Origin of the sequence: Cellulomonas sp. ES6, assembly GCF_030053835.1 — a bacterium.
Taxonomy (GTDB): domain Bacteria; phylum Actinomycetota; class Actinomycetes; order Actinomycetales; family Cellulomonadaceae; genus Cellulomonas.
The window spans coordinates 3,021,582-3,042,787 of the sequence record NZ_CP125655.1 but is presented as its reverse complement, the minus strand read 5'-3'; the positions used below and the strand labels follow the sequence as shown (position 1 = coordinate 3,042,787).

Here is a 21,206-nt window from a genome sequence, read left to right as displayed (position 1 = left end):
GGTCCACGGCCCCCGCAGCGCACATCGGAGTGACACATGAAGGAGCACCGTGCCCGGTTGGTCCTCGGCACGACCGCTGTCCTGAGCCTGCTCGCCGTCGCGGGCTGCACCCCCGGCGGCAGCAGCACGACCGACGACTCCTCCACCGCCGCCGTCTCGGACGACGTCGCCGCCGCCGGCGACGTGACCCTGCGGCTCAGCGACTTCTGGGGCTCGGCCGAGGGCGAGTGGATCGACGCGATGATCGAGCAGTTCGAGGCCGAGTACCCGAACGTGACGATCGACCGCACCACCGAGGACTGGGGCCAGCTGACCTCGACCCTGAACCTGCAGCTCCAGGACCCGGACGGGCCCGACATCGCGTCGGCGAACAACGGCTGGCAGTCCCTCGGGACGCTGGCGCGCGGCAACCTCGTGCGCAACCTCGACGACTACGCCGAGCTGTACGGCTGGGACGACGAGGTGCCGACGACCATCGCCCGGCAGAACCAGTTCACGACCGACTTCACGACCATCGGCAGCGGGTCCTGGTTCGCCACGCCGCTGGCCCGCGGGTCGCTCATCGGCCTGTACTACAACGTCGAGAAGCTCGACGCGCTCGGGCTCGAGCCGCCGCAGACGCTCGACGACCTGGAGGCGGCCGCCGCTGCCGCCGCGGACGCCGGCGAGATCCCGTTCGCCTACGGCAGCGTGGACGGCGGCACCGCGGTGCTGCTCGGCGTGCAGGCGATGCTGGCCGACAAGGACGCCCTGAACGACTTCATCTACGACGACCCCGGCGTCACCGCCGCGGACACCTCGCTGACCGAGGCGGCGACCACGATCAAGTCCTGGGCCGACTCCGGCTGGTTCACGCCGTCGTACGAGGGCATCGACTACCAGACGGCCGTCGCGAACTTCCTCGACGGGCAGGGCGTCTTCCGGTTCGAGTACACCGGCTCGCTCGGGCTGTCCGGAGACCAGCTGAACCAGTTCGGGTACGTCCAGCTCGCGCAGGACTCCGGGGAGACGGTCGGCGTCGGCGCCGCTCCCGGCGCGATGGTGATCTCCAGCTCCTGCGAGCACCCGGACGTCGCCGCCGCGTTCCTCGACCACCTGATGTCTGCCGAGGGCAGCCAGACGGCCGTCGACATGGGCCTGGTGCCGATGCTCAACACCGACGTGACGCTGCCCGACGACGCGCTGAGCCTGCAGGGCGAGGCCACGGCCACCCAGACGCTCGACGCCGACGACGGCTACGTGCCCTACATCGACTGGGCCAGCCCGACGCTGCTCGACACCATCACGCAGAACATGCAGCTGCTCTACGCGGGCAAGGTGACGCCTCAGCAGCTCACCGACGCGGTCGAGGCGGACCGGACGGCCTTCCTCGAGGAGCTCGGGCAGGACTCGTGACCGCCACCGGGACGCGCCCGCCCGCGGGCCTGCCCGGCACCCCGTCCCGGCCGGCACGCGCCGGCCGGGCGGGGGCCCCGCGCCGGCCCTCCGCCCGCCGCCGGCGGAGCCGCTGGATCGGGCTCGGGTTCGCCGCACCCGGGCTGCTGCTCTACGGGTACGTGGTGCTGGTGCCGCTGCTGCAGTCCGTCCAGTACTCGTTCTTCCGCTGGGACGGCGTGACGCAGGCGGTCTGGGTCGGGTTCGACAACTACACCCGGTTCCTCACCGACCCGGAGCTGCGCTCGACGTTCGGGCACGTGCTCGTGCTCGTCGCGTTCTTCTCGGTGCTGCCCATCGCGCTCGGGCTGCTGTCCGCCGCGCTGCTCACGCGGACCCGGCTGCCCGGCATGGCGGCGTTCCGGTGGATCTACTTCCTGCCGCAGGTGATGACCAGCATCGTCATCGCCCTGGTGTTCAAGCGGATCTACGCCCCCGAGGGGCCGCTGAACGAGGCGCTGCGGGCGGTCGGGCTCGGGTCGCTGGCCCGCAGCTGGCTCGGGGACTTCACGTGGGCGCTGCCCGCGCTCGGCCTCATCGGCACCTGGGCCGGCTTCGGGTTCTGCATGGTGCTGTTCATCTCCGGCGCGTCCTCCATCCCGCCCGAGCTGTACGAGGCCGCCCGCATGGACGGCGCCGGGCCGGTCCGGGAGTTCTTCGCCGTCACGCTGCCCGGGCTGCGCGGCCAGCTCGCGGTCGCGCTGACGCTCACCATCACCGGCGCCCTGCGCACGTTCGACCTGGTCTGGATCACCACCCGCGGCGGTCCCGGGACGTCGACGCTGACGCCCGCGGTCGCGCTGTACCGGGCCGCGTTCCAGAACCCCCAGGTCGGGCAGGCCGCCGCGATCGGCGTCGTCATGGCGCTGCTGTGCCTGCTCATCGCGCTGACCATCACCCGGCTGTCGGAGAAGGACTGAGGTGCCCGCCGTGATCTCCCGCACCGAACGCGTGGTCAACTACACCGTCCTGGTCGCGCTCGCCGCGGCCGTGCTGGTGCCCGTCGGCTACTTCGTCCTCGCGGCCGTCAGCCCCGACCGGGCCGGCCGCCCCGCCCTCGGCGACCTGCGCTGGGAGAACTTCGCGACCGCCTGGCGCAGCGCGGACTTCTCGCGCTCCATGACCGTGTCGCTGACCATCACCGTGGTCGTCGTCGTGGTCGGCGTGCTGCTCGCGCTGCTCGGCGGCTACGGGTTCGGGGTGCTCGGCGTCGTCGGCGAGAAGGCCCTGTTCCCCGTCGTGCTGCTCGGCATGATGATCTCGCTCGAGGCGATCATCGTGCCGCTGTACTACCAGTTCCGGCCCCTCGGCCTGACGAACTCGGTCCCCGGCATCATCCTCATCCACCTGGGCACCGGCGTGCCGTTCGGCGTGTTCTGGATGCGCGCCGCGTTCCGGGCGCTGCCGCGGTCGCTGTTCGAGTCGGCCGAGCTCGACGGCGCCGGCCCGCTGCGGATGCTGTCGCGCGTGGCCCTGCCGCTCATCCGGCCGGCCGTCTACACGCTGGTGCTGCTGAGCTTCATGTGGACGTGGAACGACTACTTCCTGTCGCTGGTGTTCCTGCACGGCGACAACCAGACCGCGACGGTCGCGCTGGGCGTGTTCCAGGGCAAGCACGTCACCGAGATCAACCTCATGGCCGCCGGCGGCCTGCTGGTCGCCGCCCCGGTGCTCGTGCTCTACGTCTTCTTCCAGCGCAAGTTCATCGCCGGGATGCTCGCCGGCGCGCTCAAGGAGTGAGCGCGCCGCCCGGGTCCGCCCGCCACCCAGCCGCACCCCCATCCGCACGACCCCACGGAGCCGAAGTGTCGACCACCCCCCTCGTCCTGCCGGACGCCGCCGCCGTCGGGCGGCACGTCGCCGAGCTCGTCCTGGACCGCCTCGCCGCGGCGCCCGACGACGACCGCCCGTTCCTGCTGGGCTGCCCGAGCGGGCGCTCCGCGGAGCCGGCCTACCGCACCCTGCCCGAGCTCGTCCGCGAGCGCGGCGACGTCGACCTGTCGCGGCTGGTCGTCGTCATGATGGACGACTACGTGGTCGAGACGGCCGACGGCCGTCTGGAGCGCGTCGACCCCGCGCTGTCCTACAGCTGCCTCGGGTACGCGCGCCGGGAGATCCACGAGCCACTCGTCGCGGCGGCCCGCGCCGCCGGCACGCCCGGGCCGCGCGAGCTGTGGATCCCCGACCCGGCGGACCCCGACGCCTACGACACGCGCATCGCGGAGGCCGGCGGGATCGACCTGTTCCTGCTGGCGTCCGGGGCGAGCGACGGCCACATCGCGCTGAACCAGCCCGGGACCCCCCGCCACGCCCGCACGCACGTCGCGCGGCTCGGCGAGGCGACCCGGCAGGACAACATGGGGACGTTCCCCGAGCTCGTGTCCCTCGACCTGGTCCCCCGCCTCGGCATCACCGTGGGCGTCGGGACCATCGCCGACCTGTCCCGCGAGGTGGTGATGATCGTGACGGGCGAGCACAAGCAGGACACGTTCCGCCGCCTGGTCGCCGCCGACGCCTACGACCCGCAGTGGCCCGCGACCGTGCTGACCGAGTGCCCGCGGGCGTCGATGGTCGCGGACGCCGCGGCCGCCTCGCTCCCCGCGGAGGCCGCGCTGCCCGGCGCGGTCTGACGCCGCGCGACCCCCACCCCCTCCCGACCCCCGTCCGGCCGCCCGGCCGGGCACCCCTCCCGACAAGGACGGACATGGCTGCGATCAAGCTCGTGTACATCGGCGGAGGGTCCTCGCGCGCCGCGGGGACCATGGCCTCGTTCCTCTGGCACGGCAAGGAGTTCGCCGGCTCCCACGTGGTGCTGCAGGACCTCGACGCGGACCGGCTGGCCGTCGTCGAGCGCATCGCCCGCCGCATCGCCGAGGCGCAGGACCTGGACATCACGATCTCCTCCACCACGGACCGCCGCGCCGCGCTCACCGACGCCGACGCCGTGCTGTCGAGCTTCCGCCCCGGCGACTTCGCCGCGCGGGCGCTCGACGAGCGGATCCCCCTCAAGCACGGCGTGATCGGCCAGGAGACGCAGGGGCCGGGCGGGTTCTTCATGGCGCTGCGCTCGATCACCGAGTTCCAGGGGATCGTCGAGGACATCCGCGCGGTCGCGCCGCGGGCGGTGCTGTTCAACTACACCAACCCGGTCAACATCGTGTCGCAGGCCGTGTCGCGGTTCACCGACGTGCCGATCTGGTCCATGTGCGAGGGTCCGATCACGTTCCCCGGCACCGTGCTGCGGGCCGCGGGCCTCGACCCCGCCCGCGCCGAGGTCACGATGGCCGGCGTGAACCACAACTGCTGGTCGACCGAGCACCTGTACGACGGCCAGGACGTGATGCCCCTGCTCGACGCCGCGTGGGCGGAGCGCCGGGACGACCCGGCGCTCGGGACGTTCGAGAAGCGGATGCTGCGCCTGGCGGTCGCGATGCGGTCCCTGCCGGCCGACTACTTCCAGTACTACTACTACAAGGAGGAGGTGCTGCGGGAGCTGCAGGGCGCCCGCACCACCCGCGCCGAGGACCTGCTCGCGGCGCTGCCCGGGTACTGGGAGCACTACGCCGAGCAGGCGCAGGCCGAGGTGCCGGACCTCGACCCGTCGCGCTCGCGCGGCGGCATCCACGAGCTGGAGCTGGCCATCGACGTCATGAGCGCCTTCTACAACGACACGGGCGCGCGGCTGCCGGTGAACCTGCCGAACACCGGCGGGGCGCTGCCGGGCTTCGACGACGACGTGGTGGTCGAGATGTGGTGCACGGTCGACGCGGCGGGGGTCCACCCCGAGAAGCAGCGCCCGCTCCCCCACGCCGTGCGCGGCCTGGTGCAGCAGCTCGCGGAGTACCAGTACCTGGCGGCGGAGGCCGCGTGGCACGGCACCCGCGCCGACGGCGTGCGGGCGCTGACGGCCAACCCGCTGGTGCCGACGCTCGCGGTCGCGGAGGAGCTGTACGACGAGATGGCGTGGGCGCACCGGGCGTACCTGCCGGAGCGGCTGCTGCGGTGACCGGCGCCGTCCCCGCCGGTGCCGCCGCGGGGCCCGCGGGGCCCGCGTTCCTCGCGGTGGACGGCGGCAACTCCAAGACGCTGGCCGTGGTCGTGGACGCCGGCGGGCGCGTCCTCGGCCGCGGCCGGGGCGGGCGCGGCGACATCTACGGGGCGCCGACGGTGCCGGAGGCGGTCGACGCCGTGCTAGGCGCCGTGCGGGCCGCGCTCGCGGAGGCGGGCGTCGCGCCGGCGGACCTGCGCGCCTCGGCGTTCCGGCTCGCCGGCGTGGACTGGCCGGAGGACGCGGCGCTGTGGGACGAGCGGCTCACCGCCGGGCTGCCGGGCCTCGGCCCGCGGTCGATCAAGAACGACGGGTTCGCCTCGCTCCGGCTGGTCGACGGCACCGGCGTCGGGCTCAGCATCACCGTGGGGACCGGCCCGGCCCTGGCCGCCCGTGCGCCCGACGGCACCGAGGAGTGCTCGGGCATGTTCGTGTTCCACGACCTCGGCGGCGCCGGGCTGGGCAACAGCGGGCTGACGGCCGTCCACCTCGCGTGGATGGGGCTCGGACCGCCGACGGCCCTCACCCCGGCGCTGCTCGAGCTGTACGGGGCGGCGGACGGGCACGACCTGCGGCACCGCTTCACCCGGCGGTTCGGCGCGCTGCCCGAGACCGAGCGGTGGCGGGCGGCGCGCGTCGTGCTCGCGGCCGCGTCCGACGGCGACCCGGTGGCCGCGGGCATCGTCGAGCAGCAGGCGCGGGCGTTCGTCGGCTACGCGCAGTGGACCGCGCGGCGCGTCGGGGTGGACCTCGCCTCCGGGGAGCTGCCGGTGCTGCTCAACGGGTCCGTCGTCACCTCCGAGCACCCCGCGATGCGGGACGCGCTGCTCGCCGGGCTCGCCGAGGCGGCACCGGCGGCGACGGTGGCCGTCGCCACCGCTCCCCCGCTCACGGGCGTGGTGCTCGACGCGCTGGCGGAGGGCGGCGTCGCCGCGGGCCCCGCGCTGCTCGGCCGGGTCGCGCACCCGCCCGAGTTCCTGCACACCTGACCCTCCGGGAGGAGACCGCATGACCACCGACGCCACGGGGGCGCCCGAGGGGTCCGCCCCGCCGACCCCCGCGCAGCGCGCCGGGCTGCTCGTCGGCGACGGGGACTTCTGGACCCGCGCCGTGCCGGAGGCCGGCGTGCCGTCGGTCGAGCTCGGCGACGGCCCGCACGGGGTGCGGCGCGAGACCGGCCGCCCCATGGTGTGGGAGCCCGCCACCTGCTTCCCCACCGGCTCGGCCCTGGCCGCCACCTGGGACACCGACCTGGTGCAGCGGGTCGGGGCGGCGCTCGGGCGCGAGGCCGCGGCGCTCGGCGTCGGCGTGCTGCTCGGCCCGGGCGTGAACATCAAGCGCACCCCGCTGTGCGGGCGGAACTTCGAGTACTTCTCGGAGGACCCGCGGCTGGCCGGCGAGCTCGGCGTCGCGTACGTGCGCGGGGTGCAGTCCGAGGGCGTCGGCGCGTGCGTGAAGCACTTCGCGGCGAACAACCAGGAGACCGCCCGCACCCGGATCTCGGTGGAGGTGGACGAGCGGACGCTGCGGGAGATCTACCTGCCGGCGTTCGAGCGCGTCGTCACGCAGGCGGCGCCGTGGACGGTCATGGCCGCGTACAACCGGCTCGGCGGGGTGCCGCTGACCGAGCACCGCCGGCTGCTCACCACCGTGCTGCGCGACGAGTGGGGCTTCGACGGCGTCGTCGTGTCGGACTGGGACGCCGTGCGCGACCCCGTCGCCGTGGTGCGCGCCGGGCTGGACCTGCAGATGCCGGGCGCGGACCGCGCGGCGACCGTGCGCCGGCTCCTGGAGGCCGTGGCGTCCGGCGCGCTCGACCAGGAGGCGGTCGACACCGCCGCCGGCCGGGTGGCGGCGCTCGCCCGGCGCGCCCGGCCCGCGGCACGCCCCGCCTGGGCGGACGGCGGGCCGCCCGACGACGTGCCGCCGGGCGGACGGCTGGACGCCGCGCTGGTGGACCGGCACCACGCCCTCGCCCGGGAGGCCGCAGCCGGCGCGCTCACCCTGCTGCGCAACGACGGCGTGCTGCCGCTGGACCCGGCGCGCGGCACCGTCGCCGTCGTCGGCGCGTACGCGCGCTCCCCGCGGCTGCAGGGCGGCGGCTCCGCCGGCGTGGACCCGACGCGCGTGGACGCCCCGCTCGACCTGCTGCGCACCGCGTACGGGGACCGCCTGCGCTACGCGGACGGCTACCGGCACGCGCCGCTGAACGCGTACCAGGACGTGCCGGGCGAGTTCCAGGGGGTCGGCGGGCCGGACGCGGAGCGGCCGCGGGCGGAGCGGGCGGCGCGGGAACGGGCCGCCCGCGACGGGGTCGCCGCCGGGACGGCCGGCGGCGCGGCGGAGGCCGGCGGCGCGGCGGAGGCGGGCGGGTCGGCTGCCGCCCGCGCGGCGGCCACCGGGACCGACCCCGCGGACCCGTCGACGTCCGCGGGCGTCGACGCCGACGCCGAGCGCCTCGTGGACGAGGCCGTGGCGACCGCCCGCGGCGCCGACGTGGTGCTCGCGTTCGTCGGCCTGCCGCTGTCCCACGAGGTGGAGGCCGCCGACCGCCGCACCCTGGCCCTCCCGCCGGAGCAGGTGCTGCTGCTGGAGCGGCTCGCCGACCTCGGGGCGCCCGTGGTCGTCGTGCTGTCTGCAGGCTCCGCGGTGACCACCGACCCGTGGGACGACCGGGTCGCGGCCGTGCTGGACACCTGGCTCGCCGGGCAGGCGGGCGCGGGCGCGCTCGTCGACGTGCTGCTCGGGCGCGCGGACCCGGGCGGCCGCACCGCGGAGACGTTCCCGCTGGCGCTGGCCGACACCCCGGGGTTCGTCACGTTCCCCGGCGAGCGCGGGCGCGTCGTCTACGGCGAGGGCGTCTTCGTCGGCTACCGCTGGTACGACGCGCTGGGGCGGGACGTCCGCTACCCGTTCGGCCACGGCCTGTCGTACACGACGTTCGCGTACCACGACCTCGACGTCGAGGTGCTCGACGCCGCGGCGGGCCGGGTCGCCGTCTCGGTCACCGTGACCAACACCGGCCGGCGCGCGGGGCACGAGGTGGTGCAGCTCTACGTCGGGGACCCGGAGGCCGCCGTGCACCGGCCGCCGCGGGAGCTGCGCGGGTTCGCCAAGGTCACCCTCGACCCCGGCGCGTCGCAGCGCGTGCGCCTGGAGCTGGAGAGCCGCGACTTCGCGTGGTTCGACCAGGTCGCCGGGGCGTGGCGGCGCGAGGGCGGCCGGTTCGTCGTCGAGGTCGGCGCGTCGTCCCGGGACATCCGGGTCCGCACCGAGCTGGACCTGCCCGACGACGCGGACCTGCCGCCGCTGGTCCCGGACTCCGCGCTCGACGGGCCTCCGTCGAGCCGGTTCACGGCGGGGCACGCCGGCCCCGCCGCCTGACCGCCGGGGCGGGGGCGACGCAGCGCCCTCACCCCGGCGGCGGTCCCGCGTGCCGCACCGCCCACGCGTGCATCGCGATGGCGGCGGCGGCCCCGGCGTTCATCGACCGCGTGGACCCGTACTGGTCGATGTGCAGCACCGCCTCCGCGCCCTCGCGCGCCTGCGGCGACAGCCCCGCGGACTCCTGCCCGAACAGCAGCACGCACGCGCGCGGCAGCGGGTACCCGTCCAGCGGCACCGAGCCCGGCACGTTGTCCACCCCGAGCACCGGCAGCGCCGCCCCGTCGGGCCTGGCCGTCCGCGCCCAGGCGAGCAGGTGCTCGACGTCCGGGTGGTGGTGCACGTGCAGGTACCGGTCCGTCACCATCGCGCCGCGCCGGTTCCACCGCCGCCGGCCGACCACGTGCACCCCCGCGACGTTGAACGCGTTGGCCGTGCGCACCACCGACCCGATGTTGAGGTCGTGCGCCCAGTTCTCGATCGCCACGTGCAGCGGGTGCCGCCGGGTGTCGAGATCGGCGACGACCGCCTCGACGGTCCAGTAGCGGTAGCGGTCGACGACGTTGCGGCGGTCGCCGTGCGCGAGCAGCTCCGGGTCGTAGCGCGGGTCGGCGGGCCAGGCCGCGGGGCCGCCGGGCCACGGACCCACGCCGGGCAGGTCCGCGTCGTCGCGCCCCGGGTCGGCGCCGGGGCCGAGGTCGGCGGGGTCGGGGCCGGCGGGGTCCGGGTCGGCGGGCGGCTGCGCGGTCACCCGCCCATCCTGCCGCGGACGGCGTTTGACCAGGCCACCGGACCGCGAGGACGATCGGGCGCCGTGCACCTGGACACCGCCGTGACCGACGCCTGGCTGCGCACGGGCAGGCTGCCGGACCCGGACGCCGCCGGCGCGTGGCCGCTGCGCGTGGCGGCGGGCGACGACGAGCCCCCCGCGCCCGCCGAGGAGCCCGACGCGGGGCTGGCGCCGCAGGTCCGTGCGGCGCTCGAGGCCGTCCGCAGGGCGCTGCACCCGTTCCGCCCGGCGCGACCCACGCTGTGGGACACCGCGCTCCCCGGCTGGCGGGACGCGCTCGGGGCGGCCCGCCTCGCGCTGGTGGTCGGCTGGCCGGCGCCGTACGACGCCGGGGTCCGGCACGACCCGCGGGGGCGGCCGGTGATCGTGCTCGACCTCGTCCGGCTGCTCGCGGCCGCCGGGGAGCCCGGGGCCGTCCCCGACGCCGCGCAGGGGCTGCTCGACCACGAGCTCGCGCACGTCGTCCTCGCCGCGCGCGACCCGCTGCCTGCCGGTGCCCCATACGCCGACCGCCTGGACCGGGTGGTGTGGGACGAGGGGCTCGCGCACCACCTGGGCACGGGCACGCACCCGCTGGTCGCGCCCGGTGCCGACGGGCGGGACGCGCGGCAGCGGCAGGCGCTCGCGGAGCTGGCGGAGGCGCGGCGCGCCACCGATGACGTCGCCCGGGCGGCGTGGCTGCGCCGGGCCGACGCCGCCGACGGGTTCTGGGAGAAGTACGCGTGCGTCGCCGGGATGCTGGCGTTCGGCGACGCGGAGGACGCGGGCGGCGCCGAGGGCGTGCGCGACCTGGTGGACGCCGGCTGGCGGGGCTTCGCCGACCGGGTGCTGGCGGGCCTCAGCCCAGCGTGACGGTCAGGGCCGCCGCGGCCGTACGCGCCCGGTCGCGGGCCTCGGCCACGTCCGCGCCGCGGGCCACCGTGACCGCGACGCGCCGGCGCCCCGCGACCGACGGCTTGCCGAACAGCCGCACCTGCGCGGTGGGCACCGCGAGCGCCGCGTCGACGCCGGTGAACTCGGGGACCCCCGTGCCCTCGGCGAGCACCGCGCACGACGCCGACGGCCCGAGCGCCAGCACGTCGCCGGCCGGCAGCCCCAGCACCGCCCGGGCGTGCAGCGCGAACTCCGACAGGTCCTGGGACGCGAGCGTGACCAGCCCGGTGTCGTGCGGGCGGGGCGAGACCTCGGAGAACAGCACCCGGTCGCCGACCACGAACAGCTCGACGCCGAACAGCCCCCAGCCGCCGAGCGCCTCCGTGACCGCGGCGGCGACCCGCTGCGCCTCCGCGAGCGTGCCGGGCGGCAGCGGCGCCGGCTGCCAGGACTCGCGGTAGTCGCCGTCCACCTGCACGTGCCCGACGGGCTCGCAGAACGTCGTGCCCCCGGCGTGCCGCACGGTCAGCAGCGTGATCTCGGAGTCGAACGCGACGAACCCCTCGACGATCACCCGCACCGCGGCGCCGTCGGCGGCGGTCGCCCGGCCCCCGGTCTGCGCGGCGCGCCACGCGGCCACCACGTCCTCGGCCGTGCGCACCACGGACTGGCCCTTGCCGGAGGACGACATGACCGGCTTCACGACGCACGGCAGGCCGACCTCGTCGACCGCCGCGCGCAGGGCGTCGAGGTCGTCGACGAACCGGTAGGGCGACGTCGGCAGCCCCAGCTCCTCGGCGGCGAGCCGCCGGATCCCCTCGCGGTCCATCGTCAGCCGCGTCGCGCGCGCCGTGGGCACCACCCGGACGCCCGTCGCCTCCACGTCGGCGAGCACCTGCGTCGCGATCGCCTCGATCTCCGGCACCACGACGTGCGGGCGCTCGGCGTCCAGCACCGCCCGCAGCGCGTCCGGGTCGAGCATGTCGACCACGTGCGACCGGTGCGCGACCTGCATCGCCGGCGCGTGCGGGTAGCGGTCGACGGCCACCACCTCGACGCCGAGGCGCTGCAGCTCGATCGCGACCTCCTTGCCGAGCTCGCCGGCGCCCAGCAGCAGCGCGCGCGTCGCGCCGGGCGTCAGGGGCGTGCCGAGGGTCACGGGGGCGGCGGGCGCGGGCGCGTCGGGGGTCGTCACGGCCGCCATCCTCCCGCAGCCGCGCGGTCGCGCGCCGGGACCCGCACAGGAACTGCACACCGCACGCCCGCGGGTCCCGCACCGGCGGCCGTACGCTGGGGGCCATGCCTGTGTCGACCGCGCTCGCGGCCATGCTGCCCGCCCTCGGACCCCAGCCCGCCCTGCTGCCGGACTGGCTGGACGCCGAGAACCTGATCTCCTCGTTCGGGTCGTACGCGCTGGTCGGCATCGTCATCGTCGTGTTCATCGAGACGGGGCTGCTGTTCCCGTTCCTGCCGGGCGACTCCCTGCTGTTCACGGCGGGCATGCTCGTCGCGCACCAGGAGCTCGACTTCCCGCTGTGGCTGCTGTGCCTGCTGCTGTTCGGGGCGGCGTTCCTCGGCGACCAGCTCGCGTACTTCATCGGGCACAAGGCCGGCCCGCGGCTGTTCAGCCGGCCGGACTCGAAGATCTTCAAGCAGCAGTACATCGACCAGACGTACAAGTACTTCGACAAGTACGGCGGCCGGACCATCATCGTCGCCCGCTTCGTCCCGATCGTGCGCACGTACGCCCCGGTCGCCGCGGGCGTCGGGAAGATGAGCTACCGCCACTTCGTGTCGTTCAACGTCATCGGCGCGCTGCTGTGGGGCGTGGGCGTCACGCTGCTCGGCTACGTGCTCGGCAACGTCACGTTCGTCAAGGACAACATCGAGGTGCTGCTGGTCCTCATCGTGCTCGTGTCGGTGGTCCCCATCGGCATCGAGGTGCTGCGGGGCCGCCGGGAGGCCCGCCGCAACGCCGCCACCGGCGGCCGCGACCCCCGCTACGACGAGCCGGAGGAGCGCGCCGCCGTCGAGCGCAAGGTGTTCGAGCAGTGACCCGGCCCATCGTGTCCTGGCTGTCCGACATGGACGGCGTGCTGGTGCACGAGGGCGTGGCGCTGCCGGGCGCCGCGGACTTCGTGCGGGCGCTGCGCGACGGCGACCACCGGTTCCTGGTGCTGACGAACAACTCCATCTTCACGCCGCGGGACCTGCGGGCCCGGCTCGCCGCGTCCGGCATCGACCTGGCCGAGGAGTCGCTGTGGACGTCCGCGCTGGCGACGGCGCAGTTCCTCACCGACCAGGTGCCGGGCGGCTCGGCGTACGTCATCGGCGAGGCCGGCCTGACGACCGCCCTGTACGAGGCCGGCTACACGCTGACCTCCGCGGAGCCGGACTTCGTGGTGCTCGGCGAGACCCGCACCTACTCGTTCGAGGCGATCACGCGGGCGATCCGCCTGGTGCAGGGCGGCGCGCGGTTCATCGCGACGAACCCCGACGTCACGGGCCCGAGCGCGGAGGGCGACCTGCCCGCCACCGGCGCGGTCGCCGCCATGATCACCGCGGCCACGGGCCGGCAGCCGTACTTCGTGGGCAAGCCGAACCCGATGATGATCCGCTCCGCGCTCAACCGCATCGACGCCCACTCCGAGACCACCGCGATGATCGGCGACCGCATGGACACCGACGTCGTCGCGGGCATCGAGGCCGGGCTGCGGACGTTCCTGGTGCTCACCGGCTCCACCCGCGCGGAGGACGTCGGCCGCTACCCGTTCCGGCCGACGCGGGTGCTGGACTCGGTGGCGGACCTGGTCCCCCGGGTGCCCGAGTGGGCCGTCGCCGGCGTCTGAGCGCGCCCCCGGCCCGGTGACCGCGACCGACCGGCCCCGTGCCCCGCGCCGCCGGGTGCCGCGGGCCCGGGTGCCGCGGGCCTGGGTGCCGAACCAGCACGGCGCCTGGGCGATGGTCGTCGCCCCGCCCGTGGTCGGCGCCCTGCTCGCCGGTCCGCGCGGGCTGCACGCGCTGCTGCTGGCCGCGTGGCTCGCGGCGTACTGCGCGTACTTCGCGCTCACGCAGTGGCTGCGGTCGGGCCGCCGGCGCCGCTACCGGGACCCCGTGCTCGGGTACGGCGTCGCGACCGCGGTGCTGGGCCTCCCGCTCGTCGCCGCCCAGCCCGCGCTGCTGCGCTGGGCGCCCGCGTTCGCGCTGCTGCTGGGCGCGAGCCTGCGGTACGCGGCGCGACGGGCCGACCGGTCGTACGGGAACGACCTCGTGACGATCGCGGCGGCCGCGCTCATGACGGTGGTCGCGGCCGGCCTCCTGGACCGGCCGGAGGGCTGGTGGCCGCCCGGGGCGGACGACCCGCGCGCGTGGACGGCGGCCGGCCTGCTCGCGGCGTACCTGGTCGGCACCGTGCCGTACGTGAAGTCGATGATCCGGGAGCGCGGTCGGCCGGCGACCGCCCGCCTGTCCGCCGGGTACCACGCGGCCCTGCTCGCGGGCGCGGTCGTGCTGGCGGCGGCCGGCCGCCCGGCCGGCGTCGCCGGGGTCGCGCTCGTGGTCGTCGCCGCCGGGCTGCTCGCCCGCGCGGTGCTGCTGCCCCGGCGCGGGCGCGTGCGGCCCGCGGTGGTCGGTGCCGGCGAGGTGGTCGCGACGCTCGCGGTGACGGCCGTGACGCTCGCCGCGGTCTGACCGCCCGGGCGCCGGGCGCTCAGGCCAGGCCGAGGTCCGCCAGGTCGAACAGGTAGTGGTACGGCACCCCGAGCGCCTCGATCTTCTCGCGCGCGCCGGTCGCGCGGTCGACGATCACCGCGACCCCGCGGACGTCCGCGCCGGCCTCCCGGGCGGCCTCCACCGCGGCGATCGGCGAGGCACCCGTCGTCGAGGTGTCCTCGAGCACGACCACCGGGCGGCCCGCGATGTCCGGCCCCTCGATGCGGCGCTGCATGCCGTGCGCCTTGGCCTCCTTGCGGACCACGAACGCGTCGAGGTCCTGCCCCCGCGACGCCGCCGCGTGCAGCAGGGCCGTCGCGACGGGGTCGGCACCGAGCGTCAGGCCGCCGACCGCCTCGACGTCCGCCGTGCCCAGCCCGACCTCCTCCAGCCGGTCGAGCAGCACGTGGCCGACCAGCGGGGCCGCCCGGTGGTGCAGCGTCACGCGCCGCAGGTCGACGTAGTAGTCGGCCTGTCGCCCGGAGGACAGCGTGACCGTGCCGCGCACGACCGCGAGCTCGACGATCAGGTCGCGCAGCTGCTCGCGCGGGGTCGGGGACATCGGGGAGTTCGTCACGCCCGCCAGGGTACCGAGGCGGGCGGGGCGGACCGGCAGGCCGTCCGCGGGTCGTCCCGGCTCAGTCGCGGTCCGGCCGGACGTCGCCCAGGCGGCGCACCACCGAGCGCGGCATGGCCCGCAGCAGGCCCGACGCCACCTGGTAGCGCAGGCTCGGCGTCGAGATGACCGCGCCGCGCCGCACGTCCGCGAGCGCGGTGGCGACCACCCGGTCGGCGGACAGCCACGCGATCTCCGGGTACGACTCCGCCGCGCGCAGCCCGGCGCGGTCGTGGAACTCGGTGTGCGTCAGGCCCGGGCACAGCGCCGTGGCCGTGACGCCCGTGCCCTCGAGCTCGACGGCCAGGCCCTCCGTGAAGGTGCGCACCCAGGCCTTCGCCGCCGCGTAGGTGCCGCCGGCGGTGAGCGCCGCCACCGACGCGACGTTGAGGATCGCGCCGCGGCCGCGCTCCGTCATCGCCCCCGCGGCGGCGTGGGACAGGACGAGCACGGCGCGCACCATGAGGTCGAGCGCCGCCTCCTCGCGCGCCAGGTCGCCGCCGACGAACCGCTGCCCGATCCCCAGGCCCGCGTTGTTCACGAGCAGCCCGACCCGCCGCTCGGTCGCCCGCAGCCGCTCCGCCACGCGCTCGACGTCCGCGCGGTCCGTGAGGTCGGCCGTCAGCACCTCGGCGTGGACCCCCGCGGCCGCGCGCAGCTGCGACGCGAGCCGCTCCAGCCGCCCGGTGTCCCGGGCCACCAGGACCACGTCGTGCCGGGCGGTGGCGAGCTGCCACGCGAACTCGAGTCCCAGTCCGGCGCTCGCGCCGGTGATGAGTGCGGTTCCCATGCCGCCACCCTACGGAGCGCGCCGCGCGGTTGTCTCCGGCTGCCGCGGCCGGCCGGGTGACGGGCTGTCGGCGGCGGCCGGTAGCGTGCGGGACATGCGCCTCGCCACCTGGAACGTCAACTCCGTCCGGACCCGCGTCGACCGCGTCGTCGCGTTCCTGGAGCGCACCGGCACCGACGTGCTGGCGATGCAGGAGACGAAGTGCAAGGACGAGCAGTTCCCCCGCGAGGCGTTCGAGGCCGCCGGGTACGAGGTCGTGACGAGCGGGTTCAGCCAGTGGAACGGGGTCGCGATCGCGTCGCGCGTCGGCATCACGGACGTCGAGCACGCCTTCGCCGGCCAGCCCGGCTGGGGCGAGGACCCGGTCACGGAGGCCCGCGCCCTCGGGGCGAGCTGCGGCGGCGTGCGCGTGTGGAGCCTCTACGTGCCGAACGGGCGCGAGGTGGGCGACCCGCACTTCGACTACAAGCTGCGCTGGCTCGCCGCCCTGCAGCAGGAGGCCGGCCGCTGGATCGAGGAGGACCCCGCGCTGCCGCTGGCGCTGGTCGGCGACTGGAACGTCGCCCCGCTCGACACCGACGTGTGGGACATCTCGCTGTTCGCCGGGCGGACGCACGTCACGCCCGCCGAGCGGGACGCCTTCGCCGCGTTCGCCGCCGCCGGCTACACCGAGGTCTCCCGCGAGCACCTGCCCGCGGAGCACACCTACACCTACTGGGACTACCAGCAGCTCCGGTTCCCGCGGAACGAGGGCATGCGCATCGACTTCACCTGGGCGTCCCCCGCGCTCGCGGTGCGCGTGACCGGCGCGAGCATCGAGCGCGTGGAGCGCAAGGGCAAGGCCCCGTCCGACCACGTCCCCGTGGTGCTGGACATCGCCGACGCGGCGTGACGGCGACCCCGGCGCCCGCCGGCCGGGGACGAGCGGCCGACCCGGCGCCGGTGCGACAGGGGCGCCTGGGGCGATCCGGCGACCGTGCGGGTGGAGGTGCCCGGAGCGGACCCGGCACGGCGCGCGTCTCCGCTAGGTTCTGCGCATGACGACGCCCGACCCCGGCACCCCCGCGCCCGGCTCCGAGCCTCCCGCCACACCCTCGACGCCCCCGACGCCCGAGGCGACGGGGTGGACGCCCGCCTCGCCGTACGGCGCACCCGAGGCGCCGCCGGTCGCGGGCGGCTGGACGCCCGGGCCGCAGGACGCCGGCCCCGCAGCCGGGGACCCGTACGCGGTCGGGGGCTCCGGCGCCGACCCGTACGCCACCGCCCCGCCGTCCACGGGCGACCCGTACCCGGGAGGCTCGTACCCGGGAGGCTCGTACCCCGGCGGCTCGTACCCGGGAGCGCCGCAGACGGGTGACCCGTACGCGGGTGACCCGTACGCGGGCTCCCAGTACGCGGGCGCCCCGTACGGCGGCTCGCCGTCCCCGGCCGCGAGCGCCCCCTACCCCGCCACCCCCTACGCCGCCGCTCCGTACGCCCAGGGCCCGTACGCCCAGGCCCCGTACCCCGCGGGGCCGTACGCCGCCGGGCCGTACGGCCAGCCGTCCTGGGTCACCCCCGCCCCCGCGACGGACGGGCTGGCGATCGCCGCGCTCATCCTCAGCTGCGCGGGGTTCCTCGTCGGGCTGACGGCCCCGGTGGGCCTCGGCATGGGCATCGCCGCGCTGCGCCGCACCCGCCGCACGGGCGCGCAGGGCCGCGGGCTGGCGATCGCCGCGATCGTCGTGGGAGCGGTCATCACGGCGTGCCTGCTCGCGTGGGTGGTGCTCATGGTGTTCGCGTTCTCGCAGTTCGCCGTCGACCCGTACGGCTCCGGCTACTGACGTGGCGGATCCGTACGCCTACCCCGAGCCGTACTACGCGCCCGGCTGGGGTCCGCCGCCGGCGGCCACGGACGGGGTCTCGGTGGCGGCGCTCGTCACCGGGGTGCTGGGGGTGGGACCGGCGGCGCTGGTGCTCGGGGTGCTCGGGCTGCGGCGCACGCGCGGCGGGACGCGCCGCGGGCGGGGGCTCGCGGTCGCGGGCACCGCGCTCGGGGCCGTCGGCACGCTCGCGTGGGCGGCGCTCCTGGCGCTCGGCGTCGGCACCGCCCTGGCCACGCGGCCGCTGCCCGCGGACGTCGCGGAGCCGGTGGACGCGCGGGCCGTGCAGCTCGTGACCGGCAGCTGCCTCGCGGAGCTGCCGGCGGACGGCCCGGTGGACCGCGTCCGCGTGGTGCCGTGCGCGGACGTGCACGCGGCGCAGGTCGTCACGGAGTACGACTTCGGCCGGGACGCGTCGTGGCCCGGCCGGGACGCGGCCGCGGCGCGGGTGTCGGCGGCGTGCGAGCTGACGGCGGCGGAGGAGTCGGCGGGCTACCGGATGGTCGCCTGGTCCCCGAGCGCGTCGTCGTGGGCGCGCGGCGACCGCACGGGGCTGTGCGTGCTCGTCCCGCCCTCCCCGGAGGCGGGCTCGGCGCTGGACGCCTCCCGGTAGGTCAGAGCGGCCGGACGAGCTGGGCGCTCACGTGGGCGCGGACGACGGCCACCATGTCCGTGGCGCCGTCGTCCAGCAGCCACTGCACCTGCAGCCCGTCCATGAGCGCCACGAGGTGCCGCGCCGCCGTGCCGGGTTCCACGCCGTCCCGGAGCGCGCCGGCCTCGCGCGCCCGCTCGTAGGCCGACCGGACCGCGGCCAGCGCGCGGCGGTACCGGTCCTGGAAGTAGTCGTGCGCGGGGTGGTCCGCCGACGTCGCCTCCGCGGAGAGCACCGCGTACAGCTCGACGATCGGGCGGCGCCCGGTGTTGCGCTCCACGAGCTCGACCAGGCGCCGCAGGCCGGAGACCGGGTCGTCGTCGTCCCCGCCGGCCACCCAGACGCTGTCGACCTCGTCGCGGTGCTCGAGCACGGCGAGGAGGAGCGCCTCCTTCGTCGGGAAGTGGTGCAGCAGCCCGGGGTGGGAGATGCCGCAGCGCCCGGCGATCTCGCGCAGGGAGGCGCCGCGGTAGCCGACCTCCCCGAACAGGGTCACCGCCCGGTCGATGATCTCCCGCCGCTTGGCGCGGCCCTTGGCGTAGCCGCGCTCCACGTCGACCGCCATCTGCCGCTCCCCCGCGTCCCGCTGGGTCCCGCCGCTGGGCCCGTCCTGGGGTCAGGGTCTCACAGGCGGCCGCGGCCCGGCCCCCCTCGACCGCAGCAATACCTACCGCACGGTCGGGATAGCCGTTAGGCTCGGCCGGGTCCGACCGACCCCGCACGAGGAGGTGCCGCGTGTCCGACGCGCCCGCGCTGTTCGACATCGACCGCGTCCTGTCCGAGCTCACCCTCGAGGAGAAGGCCGCCCTGACATCGGGCTCCGACTTCTGGCACACCGAGGGCGTCCCGCGCCTGGGCGTCCCGCCGGTGATGGTCACCGACGGGCCGCACGGCCTGCGCAAGCAGGCGGAGAGCGCCGACCACCTCGGGCTGGGCAGCTCCGTGCCCGCGACGTGCTTCCCGCCGGCCACCGCCCTGGCCTCGACGTGGGACGTGGACCTGATCGGGCGCGTCGGCCGGGCGCTGGGCGTCGAGACCCGCGCGAACGCCGTCGGCGTGCTGCTGGGCCCCGGGGTCAACATCAAGCGGTCGCCGCTGTGCGGGCGGAACTTCGAGTACTTCTCGGAGGACCCGGTGCTCGCCGGCGACCTGGCGGCGGCGCTCGTCGAGGGCGTCCAGTCGCAGGGCGTCGGCACGTCGCTCAAGCACTTCGCGGCGAACAACCAGGAGACCGACCGCATGCGCGTCTCGGCCGACGTGGACGAGCGCACGCTGCGCGAGATCTACCTGCCGGCGTTCGAGCGCGTGGTCACGCGCACGCAGCCGTGGACCGTCATGTGCTCGTACAACCGGGTCAACGGCACGTACGCCTCGCAGAACCCGTGGCTGCTGACCGACCTGCTGCGCGGCGAGTGGGGCTTCGAGGGCCTCGTGGTGTCGGACTGGGGCGCCGTCGTCGACCGGGTCGCGGCGGTCGCCGCCGGGCTCGACCTGGAGATGCCGGCGACCGGCGGCCGGACCGACGCGCTGGTCGTGGAGGCCGTGCGCGACGGCCGGCTGGACGAGGCGGTGCTCGACGTCGCGGTCCGCCGGGTGCTCACGATGGTCGCCCGCGCGCAGGCCGCGCTGGCCGACCCCGGGACCGTCGACGTCGACGCGCACCACGCGCTGGCCCGCGAGGCGGCGGCCGACGGCTCCGTGCTGCTGAAGAACGACCCCGTCGACGGCACCCCCGTGCTGCCGCTGTCCCGCGAGGACGCCGCGGCGGCCGTCGTCATCGGGGAGTTCGCCCGCACGCCGCGCTACCAGGGCGCCGGCTCGTCGCAGGTGAACCCGACGCGGCTCGACGACGCTCTGACCGCGCTGCGCGCCGCCGTCGGCACCCAGCTGCCGTTCGCGCCCGGGTTCGCGGTGGCCGGCGCGCCGGGCTCGCAGGACGCGGACGACGCGGCGCTGCTGGCGGAGGCCGTCGAGGCGGCGCGGGGCGCCGGGACGGTGCTGCTGTTCCTCGGGCTGCCCGCCCCGGACGAGTCGGAGGGCTACGACCGCACGCACCTGGGGCTCCCCGCCAACCAGCTCGCCGTGCTGCGCGCCGTCGCCGCGGTCAACCCCCGCGTCGTCGTGGTGCTCGCGAACGGCTCCGCGGTGACCGTGGAGTGGCAGGACGACGCCGCCGCCGTGCTGGAGACGTGGCTCGGCGGCCAGGCCGGCGGCTCGGCCGTCGCGGACCTGCTGCTGGGCGTCCGGAACCCGTCCGGGCGGCTCGCGGAGACCGTCCCGCACCGCCTCGAGGACACCCCGGCCTTCGGCAGCTTCCCGGGCGAGGCCGGCCACGTCCGCTACGGCGAGGGCGTCCTGGTGGGGTACCGCTGGTACGACACCCGCCTGCTGGACGTCGCGTACCCGTTCGGCCACGGTCTGTCGTACACGACGTTCGCGTACTCCGGCGTCCGCGCCGAGGTCAGCGGCGAGGGCGCGGCCTCGTCCGTCGAGGTGACCGTGACGGTGACGAACACCGGCGCGGTCGCGGGCGCGGAGACCGTCCAGGTGTACGTGGGCGACCCCGACGCCGCGGTCGTCCGGCCGACCCGGGAGCTCAAGGCGTTCGCCAAGGTCGCGCTGGAGCCCGGCGAGTCCCGCACGGTCGCCGTGACGCTCGGCGCGCGCGACCTGTCGTACTGGCACCCCGGCCTGCGGCGCTGGGTGGTCGGCGGCGGCCGCACGGTCGTCGAGGTCGGCGCCTCCTCGCGGGACGTCCGCGGTACGGCGGAGGTGACCGTGACCGGTGAGCCGCTGTGGAGCGAGGTCACCGCGGACTCCACGGTGAACGAGTGGCTCGCCCACCCGGTCGGCGCACGCCTGCTGGGGCCGGAGCTCACGTCCGCGACCGCCGACCTCGACCCGGGGATGCTCGCGATGATCGGCGACATGCCGGTGCGCGTGGTCGTCGGGTTCGGCATGGCGGGCTTCGACCTGGCGCGGCTCGACGCCCTGGTCGCGGAGGCGCGCGCGGCCTGACGCCGGCCGTGGCAGGCAGGGCCGTGGG

20 protein-coding genes are annotated in these 21,206 nt (G+C 76.3%); 15 read left to right on the top strand and 5 right to left on the bottom strand.

Translation table 11 applies throughout. From position 1 onward, the window contains the following. The first annotated feature begins 36 nt into the window (after positions 1–36). From P9841_RS14140 to P9841_RS14110, 7 genes are all read left to right on the top strand, one after another. On the top strand, positions 37–1,395 hold the full coding sequence (locus P9841_RS14140) for an ABC transporter substrate-binding protein (RefSeq protein WP_283319285.1): 1,359 nt from the start codon (positions 37–39) through the stop codon (positions 1,393–1,395). After that, entirely contained in the window at positions 1,392–2,354 is a 963-nt protein-coding gene (locus P9841_RS14135) for a carbohydrate ABC transporter permease (protein ID WP_283319284.1), read from the top strand. The genes P9841_RS14140 and P9841_RS14135 overlap by 4 nt, the downstream gene beginning before the upstream one ends. Before the next feature lie 10 nt (positions 2,355–2,364). Next, positions 2,365–3,174 (top strand): carbohydrate ABC transporter permease, encoded by an 810-nt coding sequence (locus P9841_RS14130; RefSeq protein ID WP_283319283.1) that lies wholly within the window; start codon positions 2,365–2,367, stop codon positions 3,172–3,174. 65 nt (positions 3,175–3,239) lie between these two features. Further along, positions 3,240–4,064 carry a 6-phosphogluconolactonase gene (locus P9841_RS14125; protein WP_283319282.1) on the top strand — a complete coding sequence of 275 codons (825 nt, stop codon included), beginning with the start codon at positions 3,240–3,242 and terminating at the stop codon, positions 4,062–4,064. Between the two features lie 74 nt (positions 4,065–4,138). Further along, positions 4,139–5,440 (top strand): family 4 glycosyl hydrolase, encoded by a 1,302-nt coding sequence (locus P9841_RS14120; protein ID WP_283319281.1) that lies wholly within the window; start codon positions 4,139–4,141, stop codon positions 5,438–5,440. After that, positions 5,437–6,471: a hypothetical protein gene (locus P9841_RS14115; protein ID WP_283319280.1), complete on the top strand. Its 1,035-nt coding sequence runs from the start codon at positions 5,437–5,439 to the stop codon at positions 6,469–6,471. Before P9841_RS14120 ends, P9841_RS14115 begins: the two co-directional genes overlap by 4 nt. 19 nt (positions 6,472–6,490) lie before the next feature. Then, complete coding sequence (locus P9841_RS14110; protein WP_283319279.1) at positions 6,491–8,866, top strand: glycoside hydrolase family 3 N-terminal domain-containing protein; 2,376 nt, start codon at positions 6,491–6,493, stop codon at positions 8,864–8,866. A gap of 28 nt (positions 8,867–8,894) precedes the next feature. Here the strand turns inward: P9841_RS14110 and P9841_RS14105 are convergent, their stop codons facing one another. Continuing rightward, positions 8,895–9,617, bottom strand: a complete 723-nt coding sequence (locus P9841_RS14105) for a TrmH family RNA methyltransferase (RefSeq protein ID WP_502847719.1) — start codon at positions 9,615–9,617, stop codon at positions 8,895–8,897. A gap of 63 nt (positions 9,618–9,680) precedes the next feature. On the opposite strand from P9841_RS14105, the gene P9841_RS14100 reads away from it, so the two are divergent. Next, complete coding sequence (locus tag P9841_RS14100; protein ID WP_283319278.1) at positions 9,681–10,508, top strand: hypothetical protein; 828 nt, start codon at positions 9,681–9,683, stop codon at positions 10,506–10,508. On the opposite strand, the gene purT is transcribed toward P9841_RS14100, so the two are convergent. Continuing rightward, the gene (purT, locus tag P9841_RS14095) at positions 10,495–11,724 is read right to left on the bottom strand and encodes a formate-dependent phosphoribosylglycinamide formyltransferase (protein ID WP_283319277.1); all 1,230 of its coding nucleotides are present in this window, start codon (positions 11,722–11,724) and stop codon (positions 10,495–10,497) included. The two genes, P9841_RS14100 and purT, sit on opposite strands and share 14 nt — an antisense overlap. A gap of 104 nt (positions 11,725–11,828) precedes the next feature. On the opposite strand from purT, the gene P9841_RS14090 reads away from it, so the two are divergent. The 3 genes from P9841_RS14090 to P9841_RS14080 are packed head-to-tail and all read left to right on the top strand — an operon-like array spanning position 11,829 to position 14,219. Then, positions 11,829–12,584, top strand: a complete 756-nt coding sequence (locus tag P9841_RS14090; RefSeq protein WP_283319276.1) for a VTT domain-containing protein — start codon at positions 11,829–11,831, stop codon at positions 12,582–12,584. Next, complete coding sequence (locus tag P9841_RS14085) at positions 12,581–13,378, top strand: HAD-IIA family hydrolase (RefSeq protein ID WP_283319275.1); 798 nt, start codon at positions 12,581–12,583, stop codon at positions 13,376–13,378. Before P9841_RS14090 ends, P9841_RS14085 begins: the two co-directional genes overlap by 4 nt. Before the next feature lie 16 nt (positions 13,379–13,394). Further along, entirely contained in the window at positions 13,395–14,219 is an 825-nt protein-coding gene (locus tag P9841_RS14080) for a YwiC-like family protein (RefSeq protein WP_283319274.1), read from the top strand. A 19-nt stretch (positions 14,220–14,238) separates the two neighbouring features. On the opposite strand, the gene pyrE is transcribed toward P9841_RS14080, so the two are convergent. Then, positions 14,239–14,802, bottom strand: a complete 564-nt coding sequence (gene pyrE, locus P9841_RS14075; protein WP_283321963.1) for an orotate phosphoribosyltransferase — start codon at positions 14,800–14,802, stop codon at positions 14,239–14,241. A gap of 76 nt (positions 14,803–14,878) precedes the next feature. Beyond that, positions 14,879–15,646: an SDR family NAD(P)-dependent oxidoreductase gene (locus P9841_RS14070; RefSeq protein ID WP_283319273.1), complete on the bottom strand. Its 768-nt coding sequence runs from the start codon at positions 15,644–15,646 to the stop codon at positions 14,879–14,881. Between the two features lie 94 nt (positions 15,647–15,740). On the opposite strand from P9841_RS14070, the gene P9841_RS14065 reads away from it, so the two are divergent. The 3 genes from P9841_RS14065 to P9841_RS14055 all read left to right on the top strand — a co-directional run bounded on the left by P9841_RS14065 (position 15,741) and on the right by P9841_RS14055 (position 18,121). After that, entirely contained in the window at positions 15,741–16,538 is a 798-nt protein-coding gene (locus P9841_RS14065; RefSeq protein WP_283319272.1) for an exodeoxyribonuclease III, read from the top strand. A 145-nt stretch (positions 16,539–16,683) separates the two neighbouring features. Beyond that, positions 16,684–17,469 carry a DUF4190 domain-containing protein gene (locus P9841_RS14060; RefSeq protein ID WP_283319271.1) on the top strand — a complete coding sequence of 262 codons (786 nt, stop codon included), beginning with the start codon at positions 16,684–16,686 and terminating at the stop codon, positions 17,467–17,469. A 1-nt stretch (position 17,470) separates the two neighbouring features. Next, the gene (locus tag P9841_RS14055; RefSeq protein WP_283319270.1) at positions 17,471–18,121 is read left to right on the top strand and encodes a DUF4190 domain-containing protein; all 651 of its coding nucleotides are present in this window, start codon (positions 17,471–17,473) and stop codon (positions 18,119–18,121) included. Between the two features lies 1 nt (position 18,122). Here P9841_RS14055 and P9841_RS14050 read toward each other — a convergent pair whose 3' ends face one another. Further along, complete coding sequence (locus P9841_RS14050; protein ID WP_283319269.1) at positions 18,123–18,725, bottom strand: TetR/AcrR family transcriptional regulator; 603 nt, start codon at positions 18,723–18,725, stop codon at positions 18,123–18,125. Between the two features lie 170 nt (positions 18,726–18,895). Between P9841_RS14050 and P9841_RS14045 the strand changes: the two genes are divergently transcribed. Then, positions 18,896–21,178 (top strand): aryl-beta-d-glycosidase, encoded by a 2,283-nt coding sequence (locus P9841_RS14045; protein ID WP_283319268.1) that lies wholly within the window; start codon positions 18,896–18,898, stop codon positions 21,176–21,178. Positions 21,179–21,206 lie beyond the last annotated feature (28 nt).

What these genes read in the sequence shown, in the direction of transcription:
- P9841_RS14140 (WP_283319285.1), top strand. Translation starts at nt 37, where the DNA reads ATGAAGGAGCACCGTGCCCGGTTGGTCCTCGGCACGACCGCTGTCCTG.
- P9841_RS14120 (WP_283319281.1), top strand. Translation starts at nt 4,139, where the DNA reads ATGGCTGCGATCAAGCTCGTGTACATCGGCGGAGGGTCCTCGCGCGCC.
- P9841_RS14110 (WP_283319279.1), top strand. Translation starts at nt 6,491, where the DNA reads ATGACCACCGACGCCACGGGGGCGCCCGAGGGGTCCGCCCCGCCGACC.
- P9841_RS14090 (WP_283319276.1), top strand. Translation starts at nt 11,829, where the DNA reads ATGCCTGTGTCGACCGCGCTCGCGGCCATGCTGCCCGCCCTCGGACCC.
- pyrE (WP_283321963.1), bottom strand. Translation starts at nt 14,802, where the DNA reads ATGTCCCCGACCCCGCGCGAGCAGCTGCGCGACCTGATCGTCGAGCTC.
- P9841_RS14070 (WP_283319273.1), bottom strand. Translation starts at nt 15,646, where the DNA reads ATGGGAACCGCACTCATCACCGGCGCGAGCGCCGGACTGGGACTCGAG.
- P9841_RS14065 (WP_283319272.1), top strand. Translation starts at nt 15,741, where the DNA reads ATGCGCCTCGCCACCTGGAACGTCAACTCCGTCCGGACCCGCGTCGAC.
- P9841_RS14060 (WP_283319271.1), top strand. Translation starts at nt 16,684, where the DNA reads ATGACGACGCCCGACCCCGGCACCCCCGCGCCCGGCTCCGAGCCTCCC.
- P9841_RS14050 (WP_283319269.1), bottom strand. Translation starts at nt 18,725, where the DNA reads ATGGCGGTCGACGTGGAGCGCGGCTACGCCAAGGGCCGCGCCAAGCGG.